The organism is Paraburkholderia sp. SG-MS1 (assembly GCF_012275575.1).
GTDB lineage: Bacteria > Pseudomonadota > Gammaproteobacteria > Burkholderiales > Burkholderiaceae > Paraburkholderia.
On record NZ_NPIH01000274.1, the window covers coordinates 51946 to 78926 of the forward strand.

The window sequence follows — 26981 nt, forward strand, 5'->3', positions numbered from 1 at the left end:
CTGGCCTATGCGACTGTCAGCGCGGCATATAATCAGATCCGGCGGTCGCACACGCTTATCGAGGCGGCGTCACGTTTCACCGCTTCGCCCCCCGCTGGCACCACGCAGCTTCAAAGGCAGACCCGGACAAACCGGCAAAGGAGAAATAGTGAGAACAAACGGCACGAGCAGAATAGTCGGCGCGATTGTCGCCGTATCCCTCGCGATTGGCGCAACGTATGCGTTTGCGCAGACGCCCGGAGGCATGCCGAACGATGCGTCCGCGCAGAACCAGTCGATCACGACGTCTGCGTCTCGAGCCAGAACCGATAGCCAGCTGGTGCGCGACGTTCGCCGCGCCTTTACGCGCACGACCGGGCTGAACTCCGCGTCGATTCATGTGCAGGCGCGCCACGCCGTGGTGACGCTGACGGGCAGCGTGCCGCAGCGCTCACAGATTCAGCGGGCCGGAAATGCCGCACGATCGGTTCGCGGCGTCAGGGCCGTGACGAACCGGTTGACGGTGCGCACACGGCACAGCAGCGGTCACTAGGCTCGACACGGTGTCGCCGATGCGCGGCGCGACGGCATCGAACGTTCAGCATCGATGCCGCCGTAACGGCTTTTACATGACCAGTCTGGTTTGCATGAGCCGACCGGGCAACACTCCGGTTTGAGGCGCCATCTGCGCGCCTTGCGTGATCGCACTTCTCGTGCGTGCAAGGACTCAGGGCTCGGCGTGAATCTGCCGAGCCCACACAAACCCCATCGATTGTTTTCCAGGCGTTCGCTTTGCGCGCCGGCCTTGCGCCGCCGGCCAGCGACGCCTGGCTAACGCGTCAGCGCCACATCCGATAGCTCACCACCGGCGCGCGGTACGCATACATGCGCGGCGCGCTGTAGTAGACCGGCGGCCGATAGACCTGATAGGCGACAGGCGGCGCGACCGGCTGCATCACGGTTTCGACCACCGGCATCTCGTCGTACTGCTGCTGCGCGTAGACCTGAACATACTGGACCGGAGGCGGCGGCGCATACTCCTGCCGCACATACACAGGCTGGCTGTCGGCGTAGACCGGCTGCATCTGCGCCTGTGCATACTCGGGCGCCGGCTGGTACTGCATCGGCATCGCCGGTGCGTACTGGGGCTCCTGATAGGCCTGCCGGTACTGCGGCTGCGGCTGTTGCTGTGGCGGCTGCGGCACCTGGCGCGGCTGCGAGACCTGGCGCTGCGCGTACTGGCGAGGCTGCGGCGGGATGGTGGTGTACTTCGAGTTGTCGTCTTCGGGAAGGCCGGCCGGCAACGGCGGCACGTCCACTCGGGCGACCGGCGTGTTGGTGGGCTTGCGCTGGCCGTGGTTGTGCGATTCGATCATCGCGTTATAACCGGCCTGATCCTCCTTGCCGCGATTGATATAGCCGTTGCGATAAGCACGAGCCACATCCGACATCTTCGCTTTCGGATCCTCTTTCATGCCGTCCGCGTTGACCTGGTATTCATCCGGACTGAGCGAGGCAGCCGGCGCTTCCTCGTCGGCCGCATAGGCGGCTTCGGGACCGTCGGCCCACGCAGGGCCGCACTGCAGCGTTAGCGCCGAGGCAACCGTCGTCACCCCAAACCCTAAAAGCGTTTTTATTCTCATGATTCACCTCGCGGCGATTAAGAATTTTGAAAGCCCAAGATCGCTTTGCTCGCTTGCCCCGTACGGCTGTTTGCCGGTGCCCCCGTGCAGTTGTTATTTCTAGCACATTCGGTGAGGGTGAGGATTTTTTTTTGTGGGGGTATGAGGGGTGTTGCGCATGGGACGCCCTTCGCGGACCGCTGTCAGTGCCCTCGAGGGTTATATGTCGTTTGCATTGACCCGGGACCAGTCCGCCGTTAATGGCATATCGGAAAGCGATCGACTGGTGACCTTGAATTGCCGGCGAAGACTGATGCGAATCGTGTCATGAATTCGCCTCTTCGCCCGAACACAAACATTGAGCCGAGCCGCGAAATGGGTTCGGCTTGAAGGATGCCTTGAAGGATACGTTAGGCGGCAATTCGTCTTGCCCGGGAGAGCATGCGAAATTGCCGGCTCCCTGCGGAGATACCCGCTTTACTCGAACGATCCGGTGCGCACTTCGCCGTCGCGCAGGTAGCGGGTAATCAGCACACCGCCGGGCGTGCTGACCGAGTGAGCCAGCGTGAAAGCGCGGGCCAGTGCGTCGTCGCCGAACAAGCGCTTGCCGCGTCCAAGCATGACGGGGTAAATCAGAAGCCGAAGCTCGTCCACCAGACCGGCGGCGAGCAGTTGGCGCACCATCGCGCCGCTGCCGAACGTCAATAGATTGGCGCCGTCTTGCGGTTCAAGCGTGCGTATGGCGTCGATGAGGTCGCCCTGCAGCGCGCGACTGTTCTGCCAGTCGAGAAGACCGGGTCGATGCGTGGCCACGTGCTTGGGTACGCGGTTGAACAGCTCGGCAATGGCGCGGCTGCCTGAGTCGGACGGCACGTGCGGCCAATACCCCGCGAATATGTCGTAGGTGCAACGCCCCAGCAGCAACTCGAACGGTTCCGAGAGCACCTCCTGCAGGTTTTGGCCGACGGCTTCGTCGGCGTAGGGAACCATCCAGCCGCCAAAGCGGAATTCGCCGCTGGTATCTTCTTCGGGGCCGCCTGGAGCTTGAACGACGCCATCGAGGCTGATGAAAGTGAAAACAATGAGCTTGCGCATAACGTTCTCCGGGCCTACGGATGCGATCGGTTTGTCGATACGACGATCGACTCGCATCGGAATCGACAGGCGCCACACCACGTCGCTGCACGTCATGACCGCGCGAGGCCTAACCCTGAATCCGGCGTGCCGCGAAACAGTCTGCGCTTGAATGGATTGGCGGCCGTCGCCTGATCTGACTTCCTGTGCGATGTCGGCCTCGGGCCTCGGGCAGTGTGCTGCGTTCGCCGCCTGAGGATGTAAAAGCCGTTCACGGCAACCCAGTGAGGCTGTGCCCGCCATGAATGGCTGCCTCGCTGCATGCCCTGCATCGTTACCCGTCGACCATTGGCCTGGACCACCGCGCGAAACCAAAGACCTTTCGTGCCGGCGGATTGTCGTCCATCATGATTGAGCCGGAACGATCTTGCGTCACCGCGGGAGCCGGATTGTGGGTGCCTGGAACCCTTTGCCGCGGTGCACCCGCTCGTAACCGCTGTCGTTACCGGCGACATCAGGGATTTTCATGCTCGACGATTCAGCCCCACCCCGCAAGGCGTCGATGACCACCCCCCAACGCTGGACCATTCTCGTCGCCAGCACCGGCGGAGCGCTCGAAGTATTCGATTTCGTCATCTTCGGGTTTTTCGCGCGCAACATTGGCAACGAGTTCTTCCCGCCGCGAATGGGCGTGTCGGCGATGACCCTGTCGTTCACAGCGATGTCGCGAATTTCGTACACGGCAAAAAACACCGACCCTTCGCCCGATGCGCAAACGTTGTTGGCGCGGCTGACGCCCTCAGATTCGGCGTTTTCCCCGCTGTTTTAGTGATTTTCGGACACGCGAGGCCCTTGCGCTTGCATGTGATCGGAAATGCGTATTAATGTCCAATAGGTTAAACGCCTGACTCCGGGTCGAGGCAGCTTCAGAAATGGGGGTTTGCCTATGACGACGCTGAATCTGGTCGTACCGCGCTACAACGAAGAAGTGCTGCCCGAAACGGGTACGCGGCTTCTCGCGCCTGCGGAGCGATTGACCGACGTCGGCGAAGTGAGTGACAAAGGCCGCATCACTTTCGTCAACGACGGTTCCCGCGACCGCACCTGGCTCATTGTTGACGCGCTGCATGCGAAGAATGCCCGTTATGGCGGCGTCAAACGCTCGCGCAATCGGACGCCATCGGAATATTCACAAGATCGAGCCGTTGCCGGCGAATGTCTTTGCCAACAACGACTGCGATGCTGTGCTGGTGAGTCAAGCGGGTCAATGGTCGCTTTATGAGCGGCGCAAGTGTCGGTAGCGGCGCGTCTGGGGTTGTGCTGCGCATTCGGGGGGCTTTTGCAATGTCTGCGCCGTGCGAGGATGTTTGTGTGCTACGTATTCGTTAGCGGCAGACTCCGCTCATCGCACTGACGCGTCGGTCCTGAGACCGCGATCGGCATTCGCTCACAAACGTTCGGCGGGAATGCGTTCGGTTTTCTTCGTGATGTATGGAACGCCAGGCATCCACAACGGACGCGCAAGACTCGGGGAGTTATAAGGCGCCTCATGTGCGCTTTGCGTCTCGCGAAGGTCAAGAGCAATAAGATAAGCGTTCAGTTTTTCGCGTGAGGCGCACGTGGTTATCTGTTCCCGGCACGCCTAACGAGGGCCGATTCATGCGGATACTTATCATTGCGCAACGCTTTCCTGTGCTTTCCGAAACGTTCATCATAGAACAAGCGAAGGCGCTACGAGATGCTGGCGCCGATGTTTCGATTCTGGGCCTCACGCGGGGAGATGACTCGCTTGTCCGGGTGATAGACCGCGAATGTCCATCCTTCGCGAGTCCGAAGTGCGGCGCGAGTCGCGCTGCAAAAATGCTAGCTGTTGCACAACTCGTGTTTCGCGGACTTTACGATCGCCGCGCACACCATGCCTGTCGTGTCGCGGCGCGGGCGGTGCTTCAGCGACGGTGGGCGGCGGCGACCGATATTGCGCGCGTCTCGAGCATGAACTCGAGCATGAAGTACGAAGCAGTCATTGCACATTTCGGCATGGTCGGTGTTCGTGCGCAATACTTGCGCGAAGCAGGACTGATTTCTGGAGCCCTGGTTACTGTCTTTCACGGCCACGACGTAACGAGCCACCGGCTGGTTGATTCCTATCGTCGCGACTATCTTCGCCTCTTTCGATGTGGCCAACTCTTTCTGCCGGTCAGTCAGTTCCTTGCAGAGCGCATTCGGGGCTGGGGTTGCGATCCCGCAAAGATCCATGTCAGCCGTATGGGTGTGGATATCGACACATTTCCGTTCTCGAGGTGCAACTCATCACCGACGACGTTGAGTATTCTGCTCATTGGAAGAATGACGGAAAAGAAAGGTGTCGAATATGCGATTCGGGCGATGACATATATCAAGTCTGCGGTGAAGCTGACCATCGTCGGCTCAGGTCAACTTGAAAATTCGCTGAGAACTTTGGTAGTCCAGTTGAATCTCGAATCGCATGTCCGTTTTCTAGGCGGGCAACCTCACGAGAAGGTACGGGCGTTGATGAATGAAGCCGACATCTTCGTGCTCCCCTCGGTGACTGCGTCGGATGGCGACATGGAAGGGGTGCCGGTCGTGCTGATGGAAGCGATGGCCTCGGGCGTCATAGCCGTTTCGTCCCGTCATGGAGGCATTCCTGAGTTAATCGATCACGGTGTGTCAGGTTTTCTCGTGAAAGAGCGCGATCCGGTCGGCCTCGCGGGGGTCATCGATGAAATTGCCGCAGGCATGTACAACCTGGCGGAAATAGCAGCGAACGCGCGTCATAAGATCGAGGCGCAATTCAACTCGCGCATTGAAGCAGTCAAGCTTCTTGAGAAACTGACCGACGTTTGCAATGGCAATCACGCTCTGCCCGGCGAGCATTCGCATCAATCCGAACCGCAGAGCCTGATCCGCGGATTCAAGGAAGCCGGGAAATCACTGTTGCCCGACGCCCTGTTCCTTCGTTTGCTGCACAAGAAGTGCATTGGGCGCTTCCCTCGACTGCGCAATCCCGTGACGTTCAATGAGCAGATACTTCAACGTAATTTACGACCCGATCCGCGCTACGCGATACTGAGCGACAAACTTGCCACACGTGCGTACGTCGAAGGAAAACTGGGCAGCCAACATGTTGTTCCACTGATTGCGGCACCCGCCGATTTTTGCCGCGAAGTCTACGATAGCCTGCCGGATCAGTTTGTCATGAAAGCGAATCATGGCAGCAGTTTTGTCAAAATAGTCACGGACAAATCCAAAACCTCGTTTGAGGAATTAAAGCAACTTGAGGAGAAATGGCTCTCCACGGATTTCTATTGGGTGGATCGCGAGAGGCATTACCGCGAGATCAAGCCACGCATTTTCTTCGAGACCCTGCTGCTCGATCGCAACGGAAACATTCCGGCCGACTTCAAAATCCATTGTTTCTCGGGAAACCTCCGAAAACCGGTGATGTATATCCTTGTCATTAGCGACCGGTTTGGTAGCAACACACGCGGAGATGTGTACGATGCCAGTTGGAACCGCATGGAAATCGCAATTGGGCCGTACAAGCGGAGCGATCACCGGTTAGTGCCGCCATCGAACCTGAATGCGCTTCTGAAAGCGGCTGCAACACTGGCGAGCGATTTCGAATATGTCCGCGTCGACCTTTATGCTTTTGACAATCGACTCTATTTCGGCGAATTGACTTTCACGCCGGGCGCCGGTGTACTGCCTTTCACCCCGGATCGCGTCGACTACGAGTGGGGAGAATTGCTCAGCGCTGCGCGTGGCGTCTGAGCTATATCCGATCGTCGGCGCGTGAATGTGGTTCTATCGCAGCCGGCTCGGCCTTCACTTTCCAGGAGGCGGAGCGCGGCGAAAAATGTGCGGCCTTCTGGCATACACGTAGAATCATCGACAATCGGCCCGGAAAATGTCGAAGGCCGTCTCCCTTCTTGAGATACAGCGATGAAGGTAACGATTGCCTATATCGACGAACCACCGTTCGGTTGGACGAACGCGAATCGTATCGCTACCGGTGCTGACATTGACCTGGCCGAAGCGGTTCTTCGGGGGATCGGTGTCACCCGGATCGAGCATCATCTGACGACGTTCAGTGAACTGCTGCCGGGCGTCCAGGCCGGCCGGTGGGATATGAACGTTCCGCTCTTCGTGACGCCCGAACGTGCCGCTCGGGTGGCGTTCAGCGTGCCCGTATGGGCGATCGGAGACGGCTTCCTCGTGCGGGCCGGTAATCCGAAAGCACTCAAAAGCTACGCATCACTTGCCGAACGCCGCGATGCACGTCTCGGCATCATCGCCGGTCAGGTACAGCACGACGCGGCGAAAGAATCAGGTGTCGTCGAGAATCAAATAACTCTCTTCGAGCACCAGAGCGACGCAATCGCGGCGGTACGCTCGGGGACGATCGATGCATACGCGAGCACCGCCCTGGGAAATCGCATACTGGCTAATCGCATCGGCGACTCGGTCCTTGAGGCGGTGGAGCACGAGACGGGATCGCCCGAGCGGCAGCAAAACCTTCCTCTCGGAGCATTTTCGTTTAATAGAAGAAGCAGCGATTTGCTCAATGCGGTAAACGAACAGCTACGGTTATATCTGGGCTCGCCAAACCACCGTGCTCGCATGGCGAGATTCGGCCTGACACACAACGAGATCGACCCTGCCCTCGGCCGTCGAGGGTGAGGCGGTACCCGCCAGTTGCCGCCTGGCCCGGACAACAATGGCCATTAGATGCGAGCCGCGGGGGTTACTAACCCGACGGGAGCCGTGATCTGCCCGAGCGGTGGCTTCCGCCCAGCCAGGCCCCGCGCGGTGTGTCAGCCCCCGACTCTAATTGATCGAATGGCGGCGCGGTCGAGCCTGGCGGTCAAGCCTGCGCCGCAACGCCTTCTTCACCATTCGTTTGAGCAAATGGACCACCCGGTCCACGCCGACTTTAAGGTGCAATCGGCCGAGCTCCGCGTTGTGCCGTGGAGTCGCCCGCCCCTGATCGGAACAGGCCTCGCGACGATCGGCAGCCATCGCAAAGAGAATATCCAGGGCTTCGCGAAAGGAGCCGCGATCTACACGGGCGCCCACATGGCACGCACGCTCGAAATTATTATTGAACACGCGAAGCCAGAAGTCGGCAGCCTCGCTGTGGCCACATTGCGCGAGCGCTTCAAGTCCGTTCGTGCGCAGATCCTTGATGTCGCGCAAAGACGCCTGTTGCGTGATGCTGCCAAAGCGGCGTCGATAGCCAAGCAGCGGCGAGCTAATGCGAAACACGCTACGCGCTCGCATGTAGATCGACGGCATGACTGCCATGTCTTCGTAATGCCTGGCCACGGGGAACGACGCAACGTCGAACAACGACGTCCGGAACACGCGCGCCCATACGAATGTGTGGAAGAGATCGACGAACTGTCTGCGCCCGGCGTCGTCCATGCGCTTGCCGCCCTCGCTACCGGCCGGAACGATCTTGATGTCTTCGAGTCGCCGTCCATCGTCGTCAATAATAGTCACGTTGTACTCGATGATGTCCCACGCAAGATCGGCTAACTGCGGAATAACCGCAGCTGAGAATCCGTCGAGATAAATATCATCGCCATCCAGAAATCCCACGTACGGGGTGGTGACCGCTGCGAGACCTCTGTTACGCGCAGCACTCACGCCCGCGTTGTCTTGCCGGATCAATTCCACGCGCCTGCGACCATCGCGCTTTATGGCAGCCTGAACCGCAGCGTAGGTGTCGTCGGTGGAACCATCGTCGACTACGACGAGCCGGATTGCGTCACCATAGGGTTGCCCAAGTACTGACGCGAGCGCCTCTTCAATGTAGCCTTCGACGTTGTAGGCCGCTACAACGATGGTAAGAAGCGGGGCTTCGTAACGTGACGTGGACGTGTTGATCGTCATACCAGGGTGCGTGCGTGATGAAGCGCCATCGTTGGGCGACGGTCGGGCGTTGTAACTCATGCTCCAGAAGTGCGTCGCAACGGTTGTGAGTCAGCCGTCTGCATCCGCTCCTCTGGTACAGCAGCGAAGAGGCTTATCGAAAACTAAAACGTTATGGCTTTGGCGAGCGACGCGTTTTTCGAGCCGCTGGCCGAGTACTTTTTTATTGACTTTAGATCGCGTTAAAAAAACAGAAACCTCTCCGCACTTATCGTTCATGACGCGTACAGGAATTGCGCGGAGGCACGGCGCCGGGCGTGAGTGACGTGCCGCCCGGGCACTGGCTCATCGCACTTGCGCACGATGGCAACAGAATACGCTATATGCCAGCGAATATAGCTCGTAAGAAATTTTTGGAAATATAATATTTCCGAATCCTCTTCAAAAAATTGCTTCTGCACATAACGCGTGCAGAAGCGAACCAATTTGAGGCTGTGCGGGCTACTGTTTGGCGCATTGTTAATCGGCAATACGTTACTCCGTTCGTTGCATACCGCACATACTCATTCATTACTTCGGGTGCACGAAGCCAGAATGCAATGATCGACAGTGGGTATTCAGCCGTGGGCGGCGCTACTGACCGGGTCTTTCTTCGTTCAATCAATTGTCCTGCGGGTCAAACCCGAACCGTCCAGGCTAGCTCCCTGGCGGCCCGATGCATTCGTCCGGCATCTCGTTGTTATGGGCCGCGCCGGTCCGTAGCGCACGATCAGACCATCGGACAGGCTGGCGCCGGGTTTGAACGGCAACGGCAACGCCCACCTGACGCAGGCAGTCTATGGCGAGCCGTCGCCACGCGATACGCGGCACGAAAACGCAGCGGCGCCGCCGTCCTCGGGCCTTCATTTCCGTTAAAGTCGTGCTGATTATCCGACAAGCGAGTTCAGGGAGATGACATGAATGGCTGGTGGCATGAGGTTTGGCACAAGGTGCTGGGCGAGTTCGCCGATCTGAACGACGCGGCGGATCTGACCCAGCTATTCGTGCGGCTCGTGGTGGCACTCGTGCTCGGCGGCGTGTTGGGTTTCGAGCGGGAGATGGCAGGCCGGGATGCGGGTATGCGCACGCACATGATGGTCTCGGTCGGCTCTGCACTGTTCGTTCTGGTGCCGCTACAGGCCGGGTTCTCGCAGGACAACCTGAGCCGCGTGCTGCAAGGGCTGGTGTCCGGTATCGGTTTTCTCGGCGCGGGCGCGATCATTAAGCTCAGTGCCGAGCGCGAAGTGCGCGGCTTGACGACGGCAGCCAGTCTGTGGGTCGCCGCTGGTCTCGGGATGGCGGCCGGCATGGGCCGGGAAGCTACCGCGATTCTCAGCCTGGCCATCGCGCTGCTGATCCTCTCCGGCGCCCGCCTGTTCAAAAAGACGTCGTCGCCGGAGGACGATAAACTCCGCTGACGGGCCCATGCATGTTGACAACACTACATGCCGTGCCGGGCGATCCACGCCACCGAAAACGTGCCTGGCGCGATCGACGCGCGACTTAACCCGCTGGAAGATATGAAACGACTGTTCATCGCCGCGCTTGCAGCCGCCTCTTTCGCGACTTCCGTTCACGCGCAAAGCAGCGACGCCGGACCGCTCGTCACGCCGTCGGGCGAACTGCGGTTCGTACGCGACGACCGCGATTTCGTCGGGACGCTCGACAACAAGATCTTCGATCGTTTCGGCGCGAACACGCTGACGCATTTCGATGACACCAGCGATGCGAACGACAGCGTCGCGCGCACGCTCGTGCAGACCGATTCCGGCCCGGTGCTGTACGACTTCCGCCACACTCCGCCGATCGTAGAGCGTTCGGGCAAGCGCATGACGGTCAAACGCGTGTTTTGGCAAAACGATGAAGTCGTGATGCAAAGCTCGCAAGGCTGGTTCCGGCTCAAGCGCGGAGTCCTGACGAAGCTGCAGTCGTCCACGACGATCTATCATTGATGACGCCTGCGCCTCGAACTCACTCGCCGGCACTCGATTGCCGGAGGTGAAGGCTGCATCATCCACCGACACGGCACTCATTCGAATGCTTGAGGCAAACCCGGAGACAGCGCGATGCACACGACCGGATTGAAAACGATCAGCATATCGATGCAGCGCAGTGCGCAGGACGTGTACGACTTCACGGCACCACCCGCCGCGTTCGCGCGCTGGGCATCGGGTCTCGGCAAGCCGCTCGGCAACGAAGGCGCGGTGTGGCGATTCGAAGGCGAGAACGGCCCCGTGAAGATCCGTTTCACCGAACCCAACGCATACGGCGTGCTCGATCACTACGTCGAGTTGCCCGACGGCAGCGAGATTTACGTGCCGATGCGCGTCATCGCGAACGGGACAGGCAGCGAAGTGATGCTCACGCTGTTCCGCGTGCCGGGGATGAACGACGAAAAATTCGCCGCCGACGCGCAATGGGTCATGCGCGATTTGAGCAGGCTAAAGGAGCTGCTCGAGGCAAGGTGATCTGGACCTTCGTTTGTCGCGAATTCAGAAAAAAACCAGACGTATGAGCGCCTGGTTTTATAAAGCAACTGGCACTGCTGCAGAGATCAACCGCTTTAAAACGGCACCCCCGGCAGTTCCGGCAGTTTTAGCGCATGCACGCCGATCGCCGACGCGTCGAGCCGTTCCGCACCGCCGCTCGGCGTGTTGACGATGAACGGCACGCCGATCTGATCGGCGCGCACCAGTTCGGTCGAGCCGCCGCCGTCGAGATTGATTGCATCGTCCGCGCCGACCGCCTTCATGAGTTGAGCCGATTGCGCGTTGGTCGTGCCCGTCGAATAACCCGCGACACGCCCGTCGATCACGACGAAGTAAAGAAACCGCCCCTGATGCGACAGGCCGACCAGTGTGCGTGGATTAGGATTGAGCGGATCACCTTCGTTCGGGCTTTGGGCGCTGACATCCTGACCGTTTTTCAGCAGAATCGCCGAGCCGGCGACCGCCGTGTCGATCAGCTTCAGATCCTGCGCCGAAATCTGCGGCGCATTGGCGATATATGCGCGACCTTGCCGCGTAATCGCCAGCACCGCTTCGCTTTGCGTCGGATCGCTGGTCAGCGGGCTCACGATCTGACCATGCGACACCAGCAAGCCGATGATCGTCTTTGGCTCGGACGTCGTCGCGCAGCACGGTGCGAAAAAGTTCGCGTTGATGGCGAGCCGCACGTCGGTGCGCGCGGCAAACTGGGAAATCGTCTCCGACGTCGTCATCAGCGGGCCGCTATGGCCGGTTGTCTCGACGCTCACACCCGGCGCGCGCAGGTCGACGCGCATCACGTACGCGCGGCTCACGGTGGCCTTGCCGCCCGCCGCCGCGGGATTCGACGGCATGGTCGCGGTTTCGGCATCGACACCGACATATACCGGCGAGTAGCCGCTTTGCGTGATCTGCGTGGTGGGATCGGGCACGTCGGCTTGTGCGCTCGCCGAAGCGAGGCCGATGATCGCCGCGGCGGCGAGCGCCTTCAGAGTTGCCGATGCAGGGAAAAGAACGCGTGCCATGTCTTTAGTCTCCATTGACGGCGGCGACGAAGCTGTCGCCTCTTACCGTGCCGGAGACCTTATAGACGCGACATGACCGTCACGTGATTTCTTCTTTTCGTTCAGCTTTCGGCACTCGCAAGCGCCCTCGAACCATCGACACAACGCCTCAATCCCGCAGCGGCAGCGCGTCCAGCATCTCCAGGTGACGCGCTTGCGTTTCGTCATCCGCGGGAAACATGCATTCGATACGCAGTTCCTGCGCCGCAACGGTCTGCGGTGTGCCGACACTCGCGACCATCGAGAAATAGTTCAGCACATGACCGTTCTTGACGAAGCCAATGGGTATCACCGGCATCGCAGCAGCAGCACCGGCCTGACATTCAGCCCTCTCCCCCTCCGGCACATCCGGATACGCACGCAACGCCGCAACCAACTCACGCGTGCGCTCGTCAATCACCCGCCCCACCGCCTCCCGATAAACCCGCTGAATCAAACTATCCGCAACACTTTTCCAATCGGCGACAAATGGGCGCAATCCAGCGGGATCGAACATCAGATGCAGCATATTGCGCGGTCCCTTGCGCGCCGCCATATCGATGAAGCAATTGAAAAATCGCGGCGCGGACTCGTTGGTCATCAGCACGTTCCAGTAGCGGTCCATGACCAGCGCGGGAAACGGTTCGTGCTGGCGCAACATCCTGCCGAGCGCTTTCGTGACACTCTGCATTTCCTGCGCGTTCCACGCGGGGTCGGCGTACATCGGCGCGTAGCCTGCGGCCAGCAGTAGCGTGTTGCGTTCGCGCAGGGGGATGTCGAGTGCCTGCGCGATATCCATCAACATCTGACGGCTCGGCACGCTGCGTCCGCTTTCGATAAAGCTGATATGACGCTGCGAGACCCCCGCATTGAACGACAGGTCCAGCTGGCTGACGCCGCGCATATCTCGCCAGTGACGCAACAACGCGCCGAGGTCGTTCGGTGAGGCCTTCTTTATTGGTTTCGCAGGATTCATCGCTGTCTGTCCGCAAGTCTGGATGCATGCAAAGTCTGGCGACCGGCGAGCCACACGGGGCCGCCGAACCCAGCGGGTCAGCATACTCCCTTCGCTCTGCCGACTCTCAGTGAAGAGACTCAGGCGTGCTGCCAAACGTGCCCGTGAAACTGCTCCTCCAACGGCGGCTGCGCGATGTTGCCGACATAGTTCGTCATCGTCGACGCCGCCGCGACGGCCAGCACTTCGAGCAACTGATCGCGGCCGAAACCGGCTTCGAGAAACGCGCTCACGTCTCGCCGGTCGAGGTCACCGCGCTTCTCGATCGACGCCTTCGTCAGGATGGAAAGCGCTGCATGCTGGCGATCCGCAGGCGTACGACCGGCGCGAATCGCCTCGACGTCGGCGGGTGCAAGTCCTTCGTTCAGCGCCAGCGCGGTGTGAAACGCCACCGCCCATGAACACGCGTTGGTCACCGCGTTCGTCAGCAGCAAGGTCTGGATTTGCGCTTCGTTGAACGTCCCTGCATGAACCTTCTGAAACAGACCGAAGAAGGCATCGATCAGAACGGGCGACTCAGCCATCGCCCCCGCGATGTTGGGGATGAAGCCAAAGTTCTGCTGGAGCTGGCGCAATACCGGCCTGGATGATTCCGGCGCGGACTCGATGGTATGAATCTGAAACGTCGACATGATCTGTCCTCGATGATGAGCGCGATCCGGAATGAACCGCGCGACCACCGAAGATTAGATGCGGCTGAGCAGCGCGCCAATTACCCCGGATGTAATAACCCAGGCGAAAACGGCCGCGCAAAAAAAAACCGGGCTATCGAGCAACCCGGCTTCTTCACTACACGAACCTCACATCAGAAACGGTGGATGATGCCCACCCCAACCGCGAACTGGCTGCCCGACGAAGACGGTGTCGTGTTGTAGCCGTCGCCCAACGTCGCCGTCGCGTCGATGATCTGGCCGGCGCCATTGGTGCCCAGCGTCTTGCCCTTCGCCTTCTGATACGCCTGCAGCGCATACAGTCCGGTACGCTTGGACAGCGAGTAGTACTCGGAGAGATTGAACTGATGGTACTGCGCGTTATCGTCGATCGCGTTCGCGCGCGTCGCACGCGTGTAGCTATAGCCGAAGCCCAGATCCCATGCGATGGCCGGCTTCCAGTGGAGCACCGCGCCACCCGTGTTGAAGATGGCCGTGTCATGGAACTTCGAACCCGTGCCCGGAATGTACTGCACGTTCGAATAGGTTGCCGTGATGTCCCACGCGCTATTGAACGTGTAGCCGCCGCCTACTGCAAAGCGCTGCTGCGCCTGCGCGGTCTGATAGCCGTTGGTCAGCGCGGACACGCCGATCTGCGCGCCGCCGTTCGTGGTCGTCGAATCCGCACCCCACGCGCCGCCGCCGAGCGTCGAGTTGTTGATCCGCGAGAAGCCGACCGCAAAGCCGACCGGGCCGAGTGCATACTGCGCGCCGGTCGTCCATGTCGAGCCGCGGTTGAAGCTGCCCGGTACGCCCCCCAGCGAATACGAACCGCTGACCGTCAGACCGAAGATCTTCGGCGATGTGTACTCGAGCGTGTTGTTCGAACGGTAGATCGTGTCGAGGCCGTCGATATCGCCAGGGTGTGCGCCGTAGTAGCCGGTGATCCAGGTGGTCGGGCTGTACGGCGAGAGCATCTGGTAATACGACGCGTACTGGCGGCCCGCCGTCAACGTACCGTATGTGGCGTTGGTCACGCCGACCCACGCCTGACGGCCGAACATCGCGTTGGTGTACTGCTGCGCGCCGCTCGCCGAATTGAAACCGGATTCGAGCTGGAAGATCGCCTTCGTGCCGCCGCCCAGGTCCTCTGCACCCTTCAGGCCGAAACGGCTGCCGGCCCACACGCCGGGGGTCATCTTGACCGCCGATTTGCCGCCGCTGGTGGCGCCGAGCGATGCCTGGTTATTGGTGTACGACAGCCCGTTATCGACGATACCGTACAACGTCACGGTGCTTTGAGCGAAAGCCGGCACGGCGGCTGCCATGGCCGCGCCGAACAGCACGGCGTCGGCTCGTCTAAAACTCTTTTTCATGCTTCTGATCTCCAGGTTTTACGTCTCGTTGAAATTCTTTTTTATCGGCATCGCGCGTGAAGGGTTTGTCGAACCTGTTGCGCTAGTGCCGTTGGGGCTGCAGCAATCGCTTGACGGTCAAAGCCAGCGGCACGGTGAAGAAGATGTGCGACATGAACCCGCCGATAATCACCGCCGGGTCGTAATAGTTCGGGTGGTTGTCCGACGCGAGCATGATCGCCACGTGCATGACGATCCACGCGATCACCGCATAGAACAGCGCCACGAGCGTCGCTTCGTAGTCGCGTCGGCGAAAATAAGGCCACACGAGTGCGAACAGCACACCCCACGCCGCCGCGAACACGAAGTGAATCCCCGTGCCCACGACATACGCCCAGATGCCCAGCGACTCCTGCGCGTGTTTGCCGAACACGAGACCCGTCGCGTTGCGCGGTATGCCTGCGAGCGGCATCAGGTGTTGTGCGCCGACCCACACGAGTGCTTCGTAAATCCAGATGACCACCGCACCGATCAACCCACCGATCACGCCTGCGCGCAACGTCCTCATGCAGCCGGGTGATTCGAAATCCGCCGATCGCAAGCCTCTTTCGAGGTTCGCTCCGCTCACGCCGAAATCGCCACTCATGTCCTCTCTCCTCGAAACACGTTTCATCACAACGGATATCGTGCGCCGCAGCCGCAACGGCCCACGCGGCATCGCGTGATGCTGCCGCGCACGGGTTCAGGTTTCAAAGCTGCTTAGGCCGCGCGGCGCAACGTGTGAAAGGGGCGTTGCGGCAAATGCGCGAATGAATACGCACGCAATGAGGACGAACGCGGCATATGGCGCGCGTCGGCAAACACCGTGCTACCGGCTGAATGAGCGAAGGTCATGCGTGTCTCCGAGAAAATATTTTCCCGCCCCGGACTTCTGTCGAATCCAGGTTCTTTTAATGTCGAGAAGTGAATGCCTGCCGGTGTGTCCCGGCAGAATCCGGTGCCTTATACCGCGTCAGGCACCTTGCGCGTTTTCAAAAACGCTTCGAGTGTTTCTCCTCGCATGCTCGCGTACATGCCGAGGTTCGTGATCTTCACCACGCGCGCGAATTTTTCGAGCACGAAGAAACACACGCCATAACGAATCAGGCCGATCCAGTCGGTCTCGTCGACCAGCGCCCGCTCTTCGGCCGTGAGTTTCGCCGCGTCATAGGCGGCGCTGCGGTTTTCCAGCCACAGCGTGCGGGCCGGCGCTTCGCGCATCTGCCAGAAGAAGCGGTTCAGGCGCATCGCCTTCATGCTCTGGCGAATATCGAACGGATACGTGCCGGTCAGTTCTTCGACGCCGATCAGTTGCGGATTCATTGCGCCACCTCGTCTTCATAGATCGTCACGGCCATCGCGGTGCTGGTCGCGAGATAGTAGTTGCGGTGCAATTCGCGGACTTGCGGACCGAGCGCGCCACGCATCGCGAGCCACATGATCGTTTCGACGCTTTCCGCGCCGCCAAGGCGTACGTAATCGACGTGCTTCATCGCGGCGAGACGTTGCGGATCTTTGACGATCAGGTCGAGAAATTCCATGTCCCACTCGGTGTTGTTAAAGCCGCTGCGCTCGCCGTGCACCTGGTGCGACAGCCCGCCGGTGCCGACCACCACGACATCGAGATCCTGATCGAACGATTCGATCGCGCGGCGCAGCGCCTGGCCCAGCCGGTAGCAGCGGTTCGCGGTGGGCAGCGGATACTGCAGCACGTTGACTTCGAGCGGCACGAGCGACATAGGCCAGCCGCCGTCATGCGGCAGCATCAGCGAGAGCGGCGAATTGCAGCCGTGGTCGAGCGGACGGTCCTGGAAGATCGTCAGATCGAACTCGTCGGCGACCATCTGCTCGGCGATGTGGATCGCCAGATCGGGATGGCCCGCGATGTCCGGCAGCGGGCGCTTGCCCGCGCCTTCGTCCGCGAATTCGTGATTCGCCGACACGCCCAGCGCGAAGGTCGGGTAGCAATCGAAGAAGAAGCTGTTGGCGTGATCGTTGTAGAACATCACCATCACGTCGGGCTTGCGGTCCGCGAGCCATTTCGCCACCGGCTCGTAGCCCTTGAAGAGCGGCGCCCACGCGGGCTCGTTCTGCTTGCCCTTGTCGTACGCCAATCCGATAGTGGGCACGTGCGAGGTGCCGATACCGCCAATGATCCTTGCCATATTCGTTGTCTTCCGTTGCTTCGTGCCGCCTGCCAATCGGATAGGTTCGCGTGACCGGGGAGGTAGCCAGCACGACCATCTTGGGATACAAAGATAGGAATTGTGCGCTCTGACAGGAAGTGCGGGTAAACCTCAGTCGGCGATAGGGTAATCGGGTAAAACGCGGCCAGGCGGTGCTCGGCGAACGGCGGCGGGCCGCTGCAAGCCACGCGGCGCATGGCTTTGTCGGTATCCCAAGCCGGCTTGGCGGGGCCCGGCCTCCCCGGCCATCCGTCCGCGCGCGATAAACAGAACAGATGCCCCTGAAAAGAAGTCGCAAGCCGTTTTGCAGGCGTGGTGCGGTGCGGCGCGCGTAGCTATACTTCCGTGCTTCTGACGAGCAGACAACAATGAACGAGACGACCCAGCAGGCCATTGTCCAGACGTTACGCGAAAAGATCCTCGCGGGCGAGTTGTCGCCCGGCCAGCGGCTCGTAGAGGCGCAACTCGCGCAATGGCTCGGCGTGTCGCGCACGCCGCTGCGTTACGCGCTGAGCGTGCTGTCGTCGGAAGGGCTGCTGGACCGCTCGGGCTCGCGCGGCTACGTGGTGCGCCGCTTCAGCGTGCGTGACGTGCTCGACGCGATCGACGTACGCGGCGTGCTCGAAGGACTCGCGGCCCGCTCGGTTGCGGAGAACGGCGTGAGCGCGACACTCGCGGCGGCGCTCGACGACTGCCTGCGCGAAGGCGACGATCTCTTCGGCCAGCGGCATCTGAAGCCCGGCGACGACCTGCGCTATGCGCAGATGAACGGCCGCTTTCACGCGTTGATCGTCGACGCGGCGCAGAACATGGCGGTGGCGGCCGCCCTGCGCCTGAACGACAAGATTCCATTCGTTTCGCCCTTTACGATCGCCTTCGACGAAACCGCGCGCGAGCGCCAGTTCATGATGCTGATGTACGCGCATCGCCAGCATCATGCGATCGTGGATGCGCTGAAGAAGGGCGAAGGCGCGCGCGTCGATGCGTTGATGAAAGAGCACACGCACATTTCGAAGGAAAGCCTGAATTTGTCGCTGCCGTCGTTGCATCTGATCGCGGGGGCCGCGTGATGAGCGACGACACGTCGACGGCCAGCGACGCGGCGCCTGTCAAAACACCGTCGCCCGTGACCAGCAAAGAACAGCTCAACCTCGCGCAACTGCGCGCGTTCCGGCTCGTCGCCGAATTGGGCAGCGCAACGCGCGCGGCCGCGGCGCTGTTTCGCGCGCAGTCGGCGGTGACGCGTTCGGTGCAGGAACTGGAATCGGCGCTCGATGAGCCGCTCTTCGACCGCGGCCCGTCGGGCATGCTGCCCACGCCCGTCGGCCGCGCCGTGCTGCATCGTTGCGAGCGGATTTTCGCGGAACTGGAAGAACTCGCGCAGTGGTGCGCCGCGCGCCAGGCGCGCCGCCGTCCTGCAGCGGAAGGCGCGTTGCCGGCGTATCTGCTCAACACACGGCGGCTGCAGCTGTTCGCAGCGCTTGCTCGGCATCGGCACATGCCGAGCGCGGCGAAAACCTTCGGCATCAGTCAGCCCGCGGTGAGTACCGCGATTCGCGTGCTGGAGAGCGGCTCCGGCATGAGTCTGTTTCATCGAAGCCCGCGCGGCATCCTGCTCACCGCCGAAGGCGAAACGTTTTTGCTGCACGTGCGTCGCGCATTGAACGAACTGCGGCACGTGCCCGACGATATCGCGGCATTGCACGGCAAGATTCAAGGCTCAGTGACGGTCGGCGCATTGCCGCTCGGGCGCACGCTGATCCTGCCCAAAGCGATCGCGCGGATGACCTCGCAGAATCCCGGCGTGCGGGTCGTCACCGACGAAAGCTCCTACGAGACGCTGGTAGCCGGCCTGCGCGCGGGCGACATCGACTTCATTCTCGGCGCGCTGCGCGACAACGACGCGTCAAGCGGCCTGAAGAACGAGCGCCTGATGTCGGAAAACATGGTGGTACTGGTGCGCCGCGATCATCCGCTGACGCTTGAGAAAGGCCTGACCGTCATGGGCCTGCGCGACGTGCAATGGATCCTGCCGCGCAGCCACTCGCCGGCACGCGCGCTGTTCGAGGCGCAATTCAAACGGATGAAGGTGAAGCCGCCGTTGCCCACGGTCGAAACCGCCGACCTGGCGGTAATACGCGGGCTGCTGCTCGGCACGGACATGGCGGCCGCGCTGTCGGCGCAGCAGTTGCATCATGAGGTGCAGTCCGGGCAACTGGTGGTGCTCGACGTGCAGCTTCACAACACGCGGCGCGACATCGGCCTGACCGTGCGCGCGGCCGGCACGCCGTCGCCGGCGGCGCGCGCCTTGATCGATGCGATCCGGCTCTCGGTGGTCGACGTCACGCGCACGATCAGCATCGGCGCGAATTAGCCGCTGTTTTCAGCGCCTTTTTGTTACCGAGGGCCCGGCAAGCGGTCAAGGAACGCGCGCCAGTCGAATGGCGCGGGCAGCGCGTCATAGTCGATGCCGCCCGCCTGCATCGCATCCACGATGCTGTCCTGAAGATGCGCGCACGCGTCGCTCATGAACGGCGTGATGCCGGCCTCGTGCAGCGTCTGCGAGACTTCGCGCATTTCCGCCGCGCGCCGGCGGCCATGTTCGGCGACGCGGCTCACCAGGTAGCCGGGCACGTCCGCATCGTCGCGCATCTTGCCGAAGCTTTGCGCGAGCGAGGCCAGCACAATCGACTCCGCCCCGTAATGCCGCGCGGCGCGCAGACACTCCACGGTCAACGCTTCGATACCCTTGATCATCACGCTGCGGCACATCTTCGCCGCCGACGCCACGCCGATCTTCTCCGATACCGCGCTCGCATTGAAGCCCAATGCGTTGAGCAGCGGCGCGACATCCGCCGCGGCGGCGCCGCCCAACAGCATCGGCACGGCGAGGCCGTAAGGCGGCACGGGCGCCATCACCGCTGCTTCGACGTAGTGCGCGCCGGCGCCTTCGATGCACGCCTGAGCATGTTGCTTCGTGTTGGGCGAAACCGAGTTGATGTCGAGGCAGATCTGCCCGGCTTCTAGGCAGCGCCCGAGCGCTTGCGCCACGTCGAGGTCGGCTTGCGCCGTCACCGCCGATATAACCACCTGCGCGCCAGCGAGCGCGCTCTGCAGCGTCGCGGCGACTCGGACGCCTGCGGCCTGCGCCTTGTCGCGAAGCTGATCGTGCCGCAGATCGAACATCGACACCTGCACGCCTTTCGCGGCCAGCGCCGCGCCGAGTATGCCACCCGCCTCGCCGAAGCCGACGAAAGCCACTGTATCGATGCGTGTCAGGCCGCTCATCGCCATGCTTCCCATACGAAAGACGTGGCACGGATTGCGCGATCGAGGCGCGAACGGGTCGTGCATGGAATTGCCTGGTGTGGCATGTCCCCTCCTTCCTGTGGTCTGCGCACCAGCCCCATTGTAGGATTCAAAAGCGTTTTGAGCGCATGTCAAGCAGTACGCGAGGTCATCGCATCTGTTTATCGGTAGTAGCGAGACCTGCGCGCCGCGTCTCTCGCCGCACGATCGGAACGAAGCGTCCCGGCTTACATACGAACCTGCGCTGCCCAACCATGCACCGCGCGCTTTTCTGCTACAACGTACCTGTCCTTCCGTATCGACACATGACCAGGGTGAGACGATGAATCACGAACAGTGGAATGCGATGGATGATTATCTGACGAGCCGGTTGCTGCCGCAGGACGCCGCGCTCGATGCGGCGCTGGAGGCGAGCGCAGCGGCCGGGCTGCCGTCGATCAATGTGGCGCCTAATCAGGGCAAGCTGCTGCATCTGCTCGCGAAGTTGCGCGGCGCGCGGCGAATTCTCGAAGTCGGCACCTTAGGCGCCTACAGCACGATCTGGCTCGCCAGAGCACTGCCGCCGGACGGCCGGCTCATCTCGCTCGAAGCAAATCCCGGCAACGCCGAGGTGGCGCGCGCCAACGTCCAGCGAGCCGGTTTGTCGGGCGTCGTCTCGATCGTGATCGGCGCAGCCGCGCAGACGCTCGACAAGTTCGTCACGGATGGCGTCGAACCGTTCGACATGATCTTTCTCGACGCCGACAAGAAGAGCTATCCCGACTATTTACGCCTGTCGGTGCAACTGAGCCGGCCCGGCACGCTCATCGTCGGCGACAACGTGATACGCGGGGGCCGCATTGCCGATGCGGCGAGCACCGACCCCGACGTCATCGGTCTGCACGAATTCTTCCGACTACTCGCGACGAATCCGCGCCTCGACTCGACCGCGATTCAGACCGTCGGCTCCAAAGGATGGGATGGCTTCTCGATGACGCTCGTGTCGGCCTGATGCGCGTGAGTGGGCGCCGCGCCGAAACGCTCGGCCAACGCCTGCCTGACCCGCTCGACCGACGCGGACCACCCCTCGCCCGGCGCGCGGCGAAACAGCCGCAACGCGTGGGGATACCACGGCGAATCGTCGCGTTCGTGCATCCAGCGCCAGTCGGGATCCCGCTCGGGCAGCAGCACCCAGCAGGGTTTGCCCAGCGACGCGGCCAGATGCGCGATGGACGTATCCACGCAAATGACCAGATCGAGTTGCGCGACGATGGCGGCGCTATCGGCGAAATCCGTCACCTGCGCGCCTAGATCGAGCAACGGTTGACCGTCTGGCGCATCACGCGCTTCGTCCTCCCCCTGCCCTTTTTGCAGACTCACGAAGCTCAGGCCCGGCACGCGCCAGAGCGGCGCGAGCGTCGTCAATGAAGGAATGGAGCGATTCGCGTCGTTATGGTGTTTCGCGTTGCCCTTCCAGACCAGACCGATCTTGCGGCACGGTGCCAGCGCATCGAGCATCGGCCGCCATTGTTCGACGAGCGCGGGCTCGACCGGCAGTTGCACGGCACGCGGAATCGTATCGAGGGTCGTGCGCAGATAGAACGGTGCGCTCAGGAGACTCGTCCAGCAGTCGTAGCTCGACACGCGCGCCATCGCGGCGACATGATCGAGCACGGCGTCCACGCCGTCGACGCGAGCCATCAGCCGATGCAACGTCGGCGCGCACGCGAACGTGATATGCGTGGCCCCTTGCGCTTTGAGCAATGCGAAATAGCGGCCGAACTGCAGCATGTCGCCGAGGCCGTCTTCCTGCCAAACGAGCAGGGACTTACCGGCGAGCGTGTCCCCCTGCCACTGCGGGCATGCGAGCAACGCGCGTGTCTGGTGATGCACGAACGACGGCTGCCCGTAACGGCTCTCGTACAGTTGCCAGCCTTCTTCGAAGCGGCCCACGCCGAGCAGCAGCGCGGCCAGACCGAAGCGGGCGTCCGCATAGTCGTGTCGTCGCGCGAGCGCCTCGCGGTAGGCGCGTTCGGCCTCGTGCAGCTGCCCGGATTGCGTCAACGCACTGGCGAGGTTGAAATGCGCTTCGGCCAGTTCGGGGCAGATTGCAAGCGTCCGATGAAAGGCCTCGATTGCCTCCGGGAAGCGGTCGAGCAAACGGAGCACACAGCCCAGGTTGTTGTGCGCGTGCGCGATGCCCGGCTGCCAGCGAATCGCGTCGCGGTACGCCTGCTCGGCATCGGCGAGACGCTCCTGCCTGAACAGCGCGATGCCGAGGTTGTAGTGCGCCAGGGCGTAGTCGGGGCGGCAGGCAATCGCTTCACGGTAGGCGGCCTCGGCTTCGGGCAAACGCCCGAGGTCCACCAGCACCGCGCCGAGGTTCAGATGCGCCTCTGCGTAACCGGGCCGGATAGCCAGCGCGAGCCGGCAGGCCAACTCCGCTTCGACGAGCCGGTGCGCCGCCTTCAGCACGCCGCCCAGGTTGTTGAGCGCCTCCGGGTACTGCGGCCGGATGGTGAGCGCCTGACGATACGCCGCGTCGGCCTCCTCGTGACGGCCGAGTTCGACCAGCACGCTGCCGAGATTGTTGTGCAGCTCCGCGTGATCGCGCAGACCGATCAGCGCCTCACGATAAGCCGCTTCGGCTTCCTGCGGGCGGCGCAGATCGCGCAACACGATGCCCCGGTTGTAATGGGCCTGCGCATAGTCGGGGCGCAGCGTCAGCGCGTGACGATACGACGCTTCCGCCGCCTCCTTGTAACCGAGCTCATACAGCACGGTGCCGAGATGATGATGCGCATCGGCGTGATGCGGCTGCAGCGCCACCAGTTGACGATACATCGCCTTGGCGGCGGACAGGCGCCCGAGCGATCTGAACATCGAGCCGAGACTGCCGTACACCTCGGCATAAGCGGGCTTGACGCGCAGGCATTCGCGCCAATGGCGTTCGGCATCGGCCACGTTGCTCAACGCGAACGAACAGGCGCCCGCGATGTTCAGCGCGTCGGCGCGCGTATCGTTCAGCAGCGCCGTGTCGTCGAGCAGCGGCGTCACCATCGCCAGGGCCTCAGCGTACTGTCCGGCCGAACATAGCGTGACGGCCTGCCGGTTGATATCGGCGATCGGGAAAGCGAGCGTCTGCGTGGGCGTCATGAGCGAAGAGAAATGGCAAGCGGCACGGCGCCGGCCGGACGCGCGGCGTTGCGTGCAACCGGCAGCTTAAGTGATCCGTCACGACTCCGGCGCGCCGAAATGAGCGGCTTTTTGCCGTCTATTCCACCGCTATAACCGGCATCACGCGAGAAAGGATCGCGCGGCAATGTTAGAATCGCCCCGCCTTTATCCCGATCCTCATGACGCTACGATCCCGCAACCGCACGACCGCCTGGCTTGGCCTGTTCGCCATGTGGCTCGTCGTGTTCGCGCCGCTCGTGAGTCAGATGCTGATGGCGGGCCGGGCCCACGAGCCGATTGCCGCGCTATGTTCGGCGCTCCAGCCGTCCGGCGCGAGCGAGGCGGGCCTCGTTGCACAGGCCGCCCACAGCGCCCCTGAGCCGGTGCATCTGAGCCACGACGACGCCTTCGGCGCGTGCGGCTACTGTCACCTGCTCGAACATCATGTCGCGATGCCGACGGTGGACGCCGTCGAGCCCCCCGCCGCCCTCGTGTTGGCCGGCACCGCGCCGCCCACGCTTTCCACCCGCTTCACGCCACTCGGCGCGTTCCCCTCCGGACGCCCCAGAGCCCCGCCTGCCGTTTCCTGATCACTGCCAGTGCTGATCGCGCATTCGTCGCGCCCGTCGAGGGCGCGCGATCGTCTGTTCAATGCATCAAGGAAACGTTCATGTTCAACTTAGCCCTGCGAAGCCTGTCCCTTTGCGTGCGCCGTGACGCACGCGGTGTCCCGCGTGGTGGCTCACGCGTTGTCCCACGCGTTTTCGCACGCGTTGTCCTGTCTCGCCGGTGGCCGCAACCGTTCTTCGCGGCGGGCTTTCCCGCATACTGCCCGGCGCTGGTTCCAGCCTGCGTGTCGGCGTTCGTGCCGGCCCTGGTATCGTCGTCAGCCCACGCCGCCGACAGCACGAACACCGAGGCCACGCTGCCCGCGGTCAGCGTCAGCGCCAGTGCAAATACGGCCGCCGCGCCGCGCGCCGTCGATCCGAATGTGCCCGCATCGGTCGAAACCGTCACGCGCGAGCAGTTCGCCAACTGGAACGTCGTCAACACCGAAGACGTGCTGAAGTACATGCCGAATCTCGCCGTGCGCAAGCGTTTCATCGGCGATCTGAATTCGCTGATCGCCGTGCGCGGCACGAGCAACGCTCAGAGCGCGCGCGGTCTCGTCTACGCGGACGGTCTGCTGCTCTCCAACCTGCTCGGCAACAGCTTCACGTTCGCGCCGCGCTGGTCGATGGTGTATCCCGACGAGATCCAGCAGGTCGACGTGATCTACGGACCGTTTTCGGCGCTATATCCGGGCAACTCGCTCGGTGCGACGGTGCTCATCAGCACGCGCATGCCGAAGCAGTTCGAAGCCAACGCGGACGTCAAGGCGTTCACCCAGCACTTCAGCCTGTACGGTGTGAATCGCAATTTCAACGGCAGCGAAATGAGCGCGTCGATCGGCGACCGGATCGGCAGATTCTCCTATCTGCTCGGCGTGAATCACCTGGAGAATACCAGCCAGCCATTGCAATTCGCGACGCTCGCGCAATCGGGCACACCCGCGAAAGCCGGCGACACGCCCGTGACCGGCGGGTACTTCTACAACAACCAGACCAACACGCCGACCACCGTCCTCGGCGTGAACGGCGAAGGCATCGAACACACGGTGCAGGACCAGTTCAAGCTGAAGATGCAGTACGACTTCACGCCGACGCTGCAAGCGGGCTTCACGCTCGGCTACTGGCATCAGACCTACGACAGCCAGACCTCGACCTTCCTGCGCGATGAAAACGGCAGCCCTGTCTACGGCGGCACGGTGTCGATAGGCGGCTACCGCTACACGATTCCCGAGGCCGCATTCGCGCCGAGCCGCGGAAACAGCGAAAACTGGCTGTACGGACTCTCGCTCAAAACGCGCAACGCTACCGGCTGGAACGGCGAGGCGATTGCTTCGTACTACGACATCAGCAACAGCGTCGCGCGCACCGCGAATTCCGGCGCGCCGGGCAACGGTCCGGGCACGGTCATCTTCGGTGACGGCACCGGCTGGAAAACGCTCGATCTGCGCGGCACGTATACGCCGGTGACGACGCAGGCCGGTCTTCTGAATCACGCGCTGAGCTTCGGCTATCACTACGACAATTACTTCCTCGACAACCAGGGCTACAACACGCTGAACTGGCGCGACGGCGACGCGACGTCGTTTGCGAACGCCTTCGTCGGCAAGACGCAGACCCAGGCGCTGTACGCGCAGGACGCCTGGCGTTTTCTGCCGCGCTGGAAGCTCGTCTACGGCGTGCGCTACGAAAACTGGCTGGCCTATGACGGCGCGCAGTCGCTGCCGGGCAAGACCGTTGCGTTTGTCGATGCGAGCCAGAGTCACTTTTCGCCGAAGGCGTCGTTGTCGTTCGACGTCAGCGACGATCTGACCTTGCGCGCATCGATTGGCCGCGCTTACCGCTTTCCGACCGTCAGCGAATTGTTCCAGGGGCAAATCAACGGCTCGTCGATCGTCAACAACAATCCGAACCTGAAACCCGAAGACGATCTGTCGAAAGAACTGAGCGCCGAATGGGCGCACTGGAACGGCCTGTTCCGCTTCTCGCTGTTCCAGGACGACGTGAAGAACACGATCTTCAGTCAGACCGACACGACCGTGATTCCCAACGTGACGAACTTCCAGAACATCGGCAAGGTTCGCTCGCGCGGCGTCGAAACGAGCTACTCGGGACAGGACGTGCTGGTGCGCGGTCTGGATCTGCTGGCAAGCGTCGCTTATACGCAATCGAAGATCATTGCCAACGCGCAGAACCCGGCCACGGTCGGCAAGTACTTCTACCGGATTCCGCTGTGGCGTGCGGATATCGCCGCGACCTATCATTTCGACGAACGCGCCGCGCTCACGCTCGCCGCGCGCTATTCGGGACGTCAGTACAACACACTGACCAATACCGACACGAACCCGGACGTCTTCGGCGGCACGAGTTCATACACAGTAGCGGACGCGAAATTCACCTTCAGGCCGACGAAGCTAAGCGAGATCGGCATCGGCGTCGACAACCTGTTCGACGCGCGCTACTTCGTTTATCACCCGTATCCGGGCCGCACGTTTTATGTGGAAGCGAAGCTGCGCATCTGAGCG

The 26981-nt window shown here is 62.0% G+C and carries 25 protein-coding genes and 1 pseudogene; 14 read left to right on the forward strand and 12 right to left on the reverse strand.

The annotated features are described in order from the left end of the window. The first annotated feature begins 244 nt into the window (after positions 1-244). Positions 245-532, forward strand: a complete 288-nt coding sequence (locus tag CIC12_RS33400) for a BON domain-containing protein (protein ID WP_238812920.1) — start codon at positions 245-247, stop codon at positions 530-532. 286 nt (positions 533-818) lie between these two features. On the opposite strand, the gene CIC12_RS27830 is transcribed toward CIC12_RS33400, so the two are convergent. Together CIC12_RS27830 and CIC12_RS27835 are read right to left on the reverse strand one after the other, a co-directional pair. Continuing rightward, a complete protein-coding gene (locus CIC12_RS27830) occupies positions 819-1622 on the reverse strand; it encodes a hypothetical protein (protein ID WP_168668965.1) in 804 nt (267 codons plus the stop codon). 456 nt (positions 1623-2078) lie between these two features. Continuing rightward, positions 2079-2696 (reverse strand): dihydrofolate reductase family protein, encoded by a 618-nt coding sequence (locus CIC12_RS27835; protein ID WP_168668967.1) that lies wholly within the window; start codon positions 2694-2696, stop codon positions 2079-2081. A gap of 541 nt (positions 2697-3237) precedes the next feature. On the opposite strand from CIC12_RS27835, the gene CIC12_RS27840 reads away from it, so the two are divergent. The 5 genes and pseudogenes from CIC12_RS27840 (at position 3238) to CIC12_RS27855 (ending at position 7376) form a co-directional block, all read left to right on the forward strand. Beyond that, the gene (locus CIC12_RS27840) at positions 3238-3504 is read left to right on the forward strand and encodes a hypothetical protein (protein WP_168668969.1); all 267 of its coding nucleotides are present in this window, start codon (positions 3238-3240) and stop codon (positions 3502-3504) included. A gap of 117 nt (positions 3505-3621) precedes the next feature. Next, on the forward strand, positions 3622-3957 hold the full coding sequence (locus CIC12_RS27845) for a glycosyltransferase (RefSeq protein ID WP_168668971.1): 336 nt from the start codon (positions 3622-3624) through the stop codon (positions 3955-3957). 377 nt (positions 3958-4334) lie between these two features. Next, positions 4335-5456: pseudogene (locus CIC12_RS33405) on the forward strand (glycosyltransferase); the annotation flags it as partial. A 99-nt stretch (positions 5457-5555) separates the two neighbouring features. Continuing rightward, complete coding sequence (locus CIC12_RS33410) at positions 5556-6467, forward strand: ATP-grasp fold amidoligase family protein (RefSeq protein ID WP_238812928.1); 912 nt, start codon at positions 5556-5558, stop codon at positions 6465-6467. 171 nt (positions 6468-6638) lie between these two features. Further along, positions 6639-7376: a transporter substrate-binding domain-containing protein gene (locus tag CIC12_RS27855; RefSeq protein ID WP_168668975.1), complete on the forward strand. Its 738-nt coding sequence runs from the start codon at positions 6639-6641 to the stop codon at positions 7374-7376. Positions 7377-7523: 147 nt separating this feature from the next. Here the strand turns inward: CIC12_RS27855 and CIC12_RS27860 are convergent, their stop codons facing one another. Continuing rightward, positions 7524-8591 (reverse strand): glycosyltransferase family 2 protein, encoded by a 1068-nt coding sequence (locus tag CIC12_RS27860; RefSeq protein WP_168668977.1) that lies wholly within the window; start codon positions 8589-8591, stop codon positions 7524-7526. A gap of 935 nt (positions 8592-9526) precedes the next feature. Between CIC12_RS27860 and CIC12_RS27865 the strand changes: the two genes are divergently transcribed. From CIC12_RS27865 to CIC12_RS27875, 3 genes are all read left to right on the forward strand, one after another. Further along, positions 9527-10027 carry an MgtC/SapB family protein gene (locus tag CIC12_RS27865; RefSeq protein WP_168668979.1) on the forward strand — a complete coding sequence of 167 codons (501 nt, stop codon included), beginning with the start codon at positions 9527-9529 and terminating at the stop codon, positions 10025-10027. Between the two features lie 102 nt (positions 10028-10129). Continuing rightward, a complete protein-coding gene (locus tag CIC12_RS27870) occupies positions 10130-10561 on the forward strand; it encodes a hypothetical protein (RefSeq protein WP_168668980.1) in 432 nt (143 codons plus the stop codon). 114 nt (positions 10562-10675) lie between these two features. Further along, on the forward strand, positions 10676-11077 hold the full coding sequence (locus CIC12_RS27875; protein WP_168668982.1) for an SRPBCC family protein: 402 nt from the start codon (positions 10676-10678) through the stop codon (positions 11075-11077). Between the two features lie 95 nt (positions 11078-11172). Here CIC12_RS27875 and CIC12_RS27880 read toward each other — a convergent pair whose 3' ends face one another. From CIC12_RS27880 to CIC12_RS27910, 7 genes are all read right to left on the reverse strand, one after another. Continuing rightward, the gene (locus CIC12_RS27880) at positions 11173-12120 is read right to left on the reverse strand and encodes a phosphodiester glycosidase family protein (RefSeq protein WP_168668984.1); all 948 of its coding nucleotides are present in this window, start codon (positions 12118-12120) and stop codon (positions 11173-11175) included. Between the two features lie 148 nt (positions 12121-12268). Then, complete coding sequence (locus CIC12_RS27885) at positions 12269-13114, reverse strand: helix-turn-helix domain-containing protein (protein WP_168669225.1); 846 nt, start codon at positions 13112-13114, stop codon at positions 12269-12271. 119 nt (positions 13115-13233) lie between these two features. After that, positions 13234-13785: a carboxymuconolactone decarboxylase family protein gene (locus CIC12_RS27890; protein WP_168668986.1), complete on the reverse strand. Its 552-nt coding sequence runs from the start codon at positions 13783-13785 to the stop codon at positions 13234-13236. Between the two features lie 173 nt (positions 13786-13958). Next, a complete protein-coding gene (locus CIC12_RS27895; RefSeq protein WP_168668988.1) occupies positions 13959-15179 on the reverse strand; it encodes a porin in 1221 nt (406 codons plus the stop codon). Between the two features lie 82 nt (positions 15180-15261). Further along, positions 15262-15804: a DUF1440 domain-containing protein gene (locus CIC12_RS27900; protein ID WP_168668990.1), complete on the reverse strand. Its 543-nt coding sequence runs from the start codon at positions 15802-15804 to the stop codon at positions 15262-15264. Positions 15805-16160: 356 nt separating this feature from the next. Continuing rightward, positions 16161-16520 (reverse strand): protocatechuate 3,4-dioxygenase, encoded by a 360-nt coding sequence (locus CIC12_RS27905; RefSeq protein WP_168668992.1) that lies wholly within the window; start codon positions 16518-16520, stop codon positions 16161-16163. Continuing rightward, complete coding sequence (locus CIC12_RS27910; protein WP_168668994.1) at positions 16517-17362, reverse strand: gallate dioxygenase; 846 nt, start codon at positions 17360-17362, stop codon at positions 16517-16519. The genes CIC12_RS27905 and CIC12_RS27910 overlap by 4 nt, the downstream gene beginning before the upstream one ends. A 389-nt stretch (positions 17363-17751) precedes the next feature. On the opposite strand from CIC12_RS27910, the gene CIC12_RS27915 reads away from it, so the two are divergent. Beyond that, a complete protein-coding gene (locus CIC12_RS27915) occupies positions 17752-18453 on the forward strand; it encodes a GntR family transcriptional regulator (RefSeq protein ID WP_168668996.1) in 702 nt (233 codons plus the stop codon). After that, on the forward strand, positions 18453-19757 hold the full coding sequence (locus CIC12_RS27920) for a LysR family transcriptional regulator (protein ID WP_174772227.1): 1305 nt from the start codon (positions 18453-18455) through the stop codon (positions 19755-19757). Before CIC12_RS27915 ends, CIC12_RS27920 begins: the two co-directional genes overlap by 1 nt. Positions 19758-19780: 23 nt before the next feature. Here the strand turns inward: CIC12_RS27920 and CIC12_RS27925 are convergent, their stop codons facing one another. Then, positions 19781-20671: an NAD(P)-dependent oxidoreductase gene (locus CIC12_RS27925; RefSeq protein WP_168668998.1), complete on the reverse strand. Its 891-nt coding sequence runs from the start codon at positions 20669-20671 to the stop codon at positions 19781-19783. Between the two features lie 343 nt (positions 20672-21014). Here CIC12_RS27925 and CIC12_RS27930 point away from each other — a divergent pair, with 343 nt between their 5' ends. Continuing rightward, positions 21015-21683 (forward strand): O-methyltransferase, encoded by a 669-nt coding sequence (locus CIC12_RS27930; protein ID WP_168669000.1) that lies wholly within the window; start codon positions 21015-21017, stop codon positions 21681-21683. Here the strand turns inward: CIC12_RS27930 and CIC12_RS27935 are convergent. Next, positions 21626-23827 carry a tetratricopeptide repeat protein gene (locus tag CIC12_RS27935; protein ID WP_168669002.1) on the reverse strand — a complete coding sequence of 734 codons (2202 nt, stop codon included), beginning with the start codon at positions 23825-23827 and terminating at the stop codon, positions 21626-21628. The genes CIC12_RS27930 and CIC12_RS27935 overlap by 58 nt on opposite strands. A 200-nt stretch (positions 23828-24027) precedes the next feature. Between CIC12_RS27935 and CIC12_RS27940 the strand changes: the two genes are divergently transcribed. Together CIC12_RS27940 and CIC12_RS27945 are read left to right on the forward strand one after the other, a co-directional pair. Continuing rightward, a complete protein-coding gene (locus CIC12_RS27940) occupies positions 24028-24438 on the forward strand; it encodes a DUF2946 domain-containing protein (protein ID WP_168669004.1) in 411 nt (136 codons plus the stop codon). Positions 24439-24518: 80 nt separating this feature from the next. Continuing rightward, positions 24519-26978: a TonB-dependent receptor gene (locus tag CIC12_RS27945; RefSeq protein WP_168669006.1), complete on the forward strand. Its 2460-nt coding sequence runs from the start codon at positions 24519-24521 to the stop codon at positions 26976-26978. Positions 26979-26981: the final 3 nt, after the last annotated feature.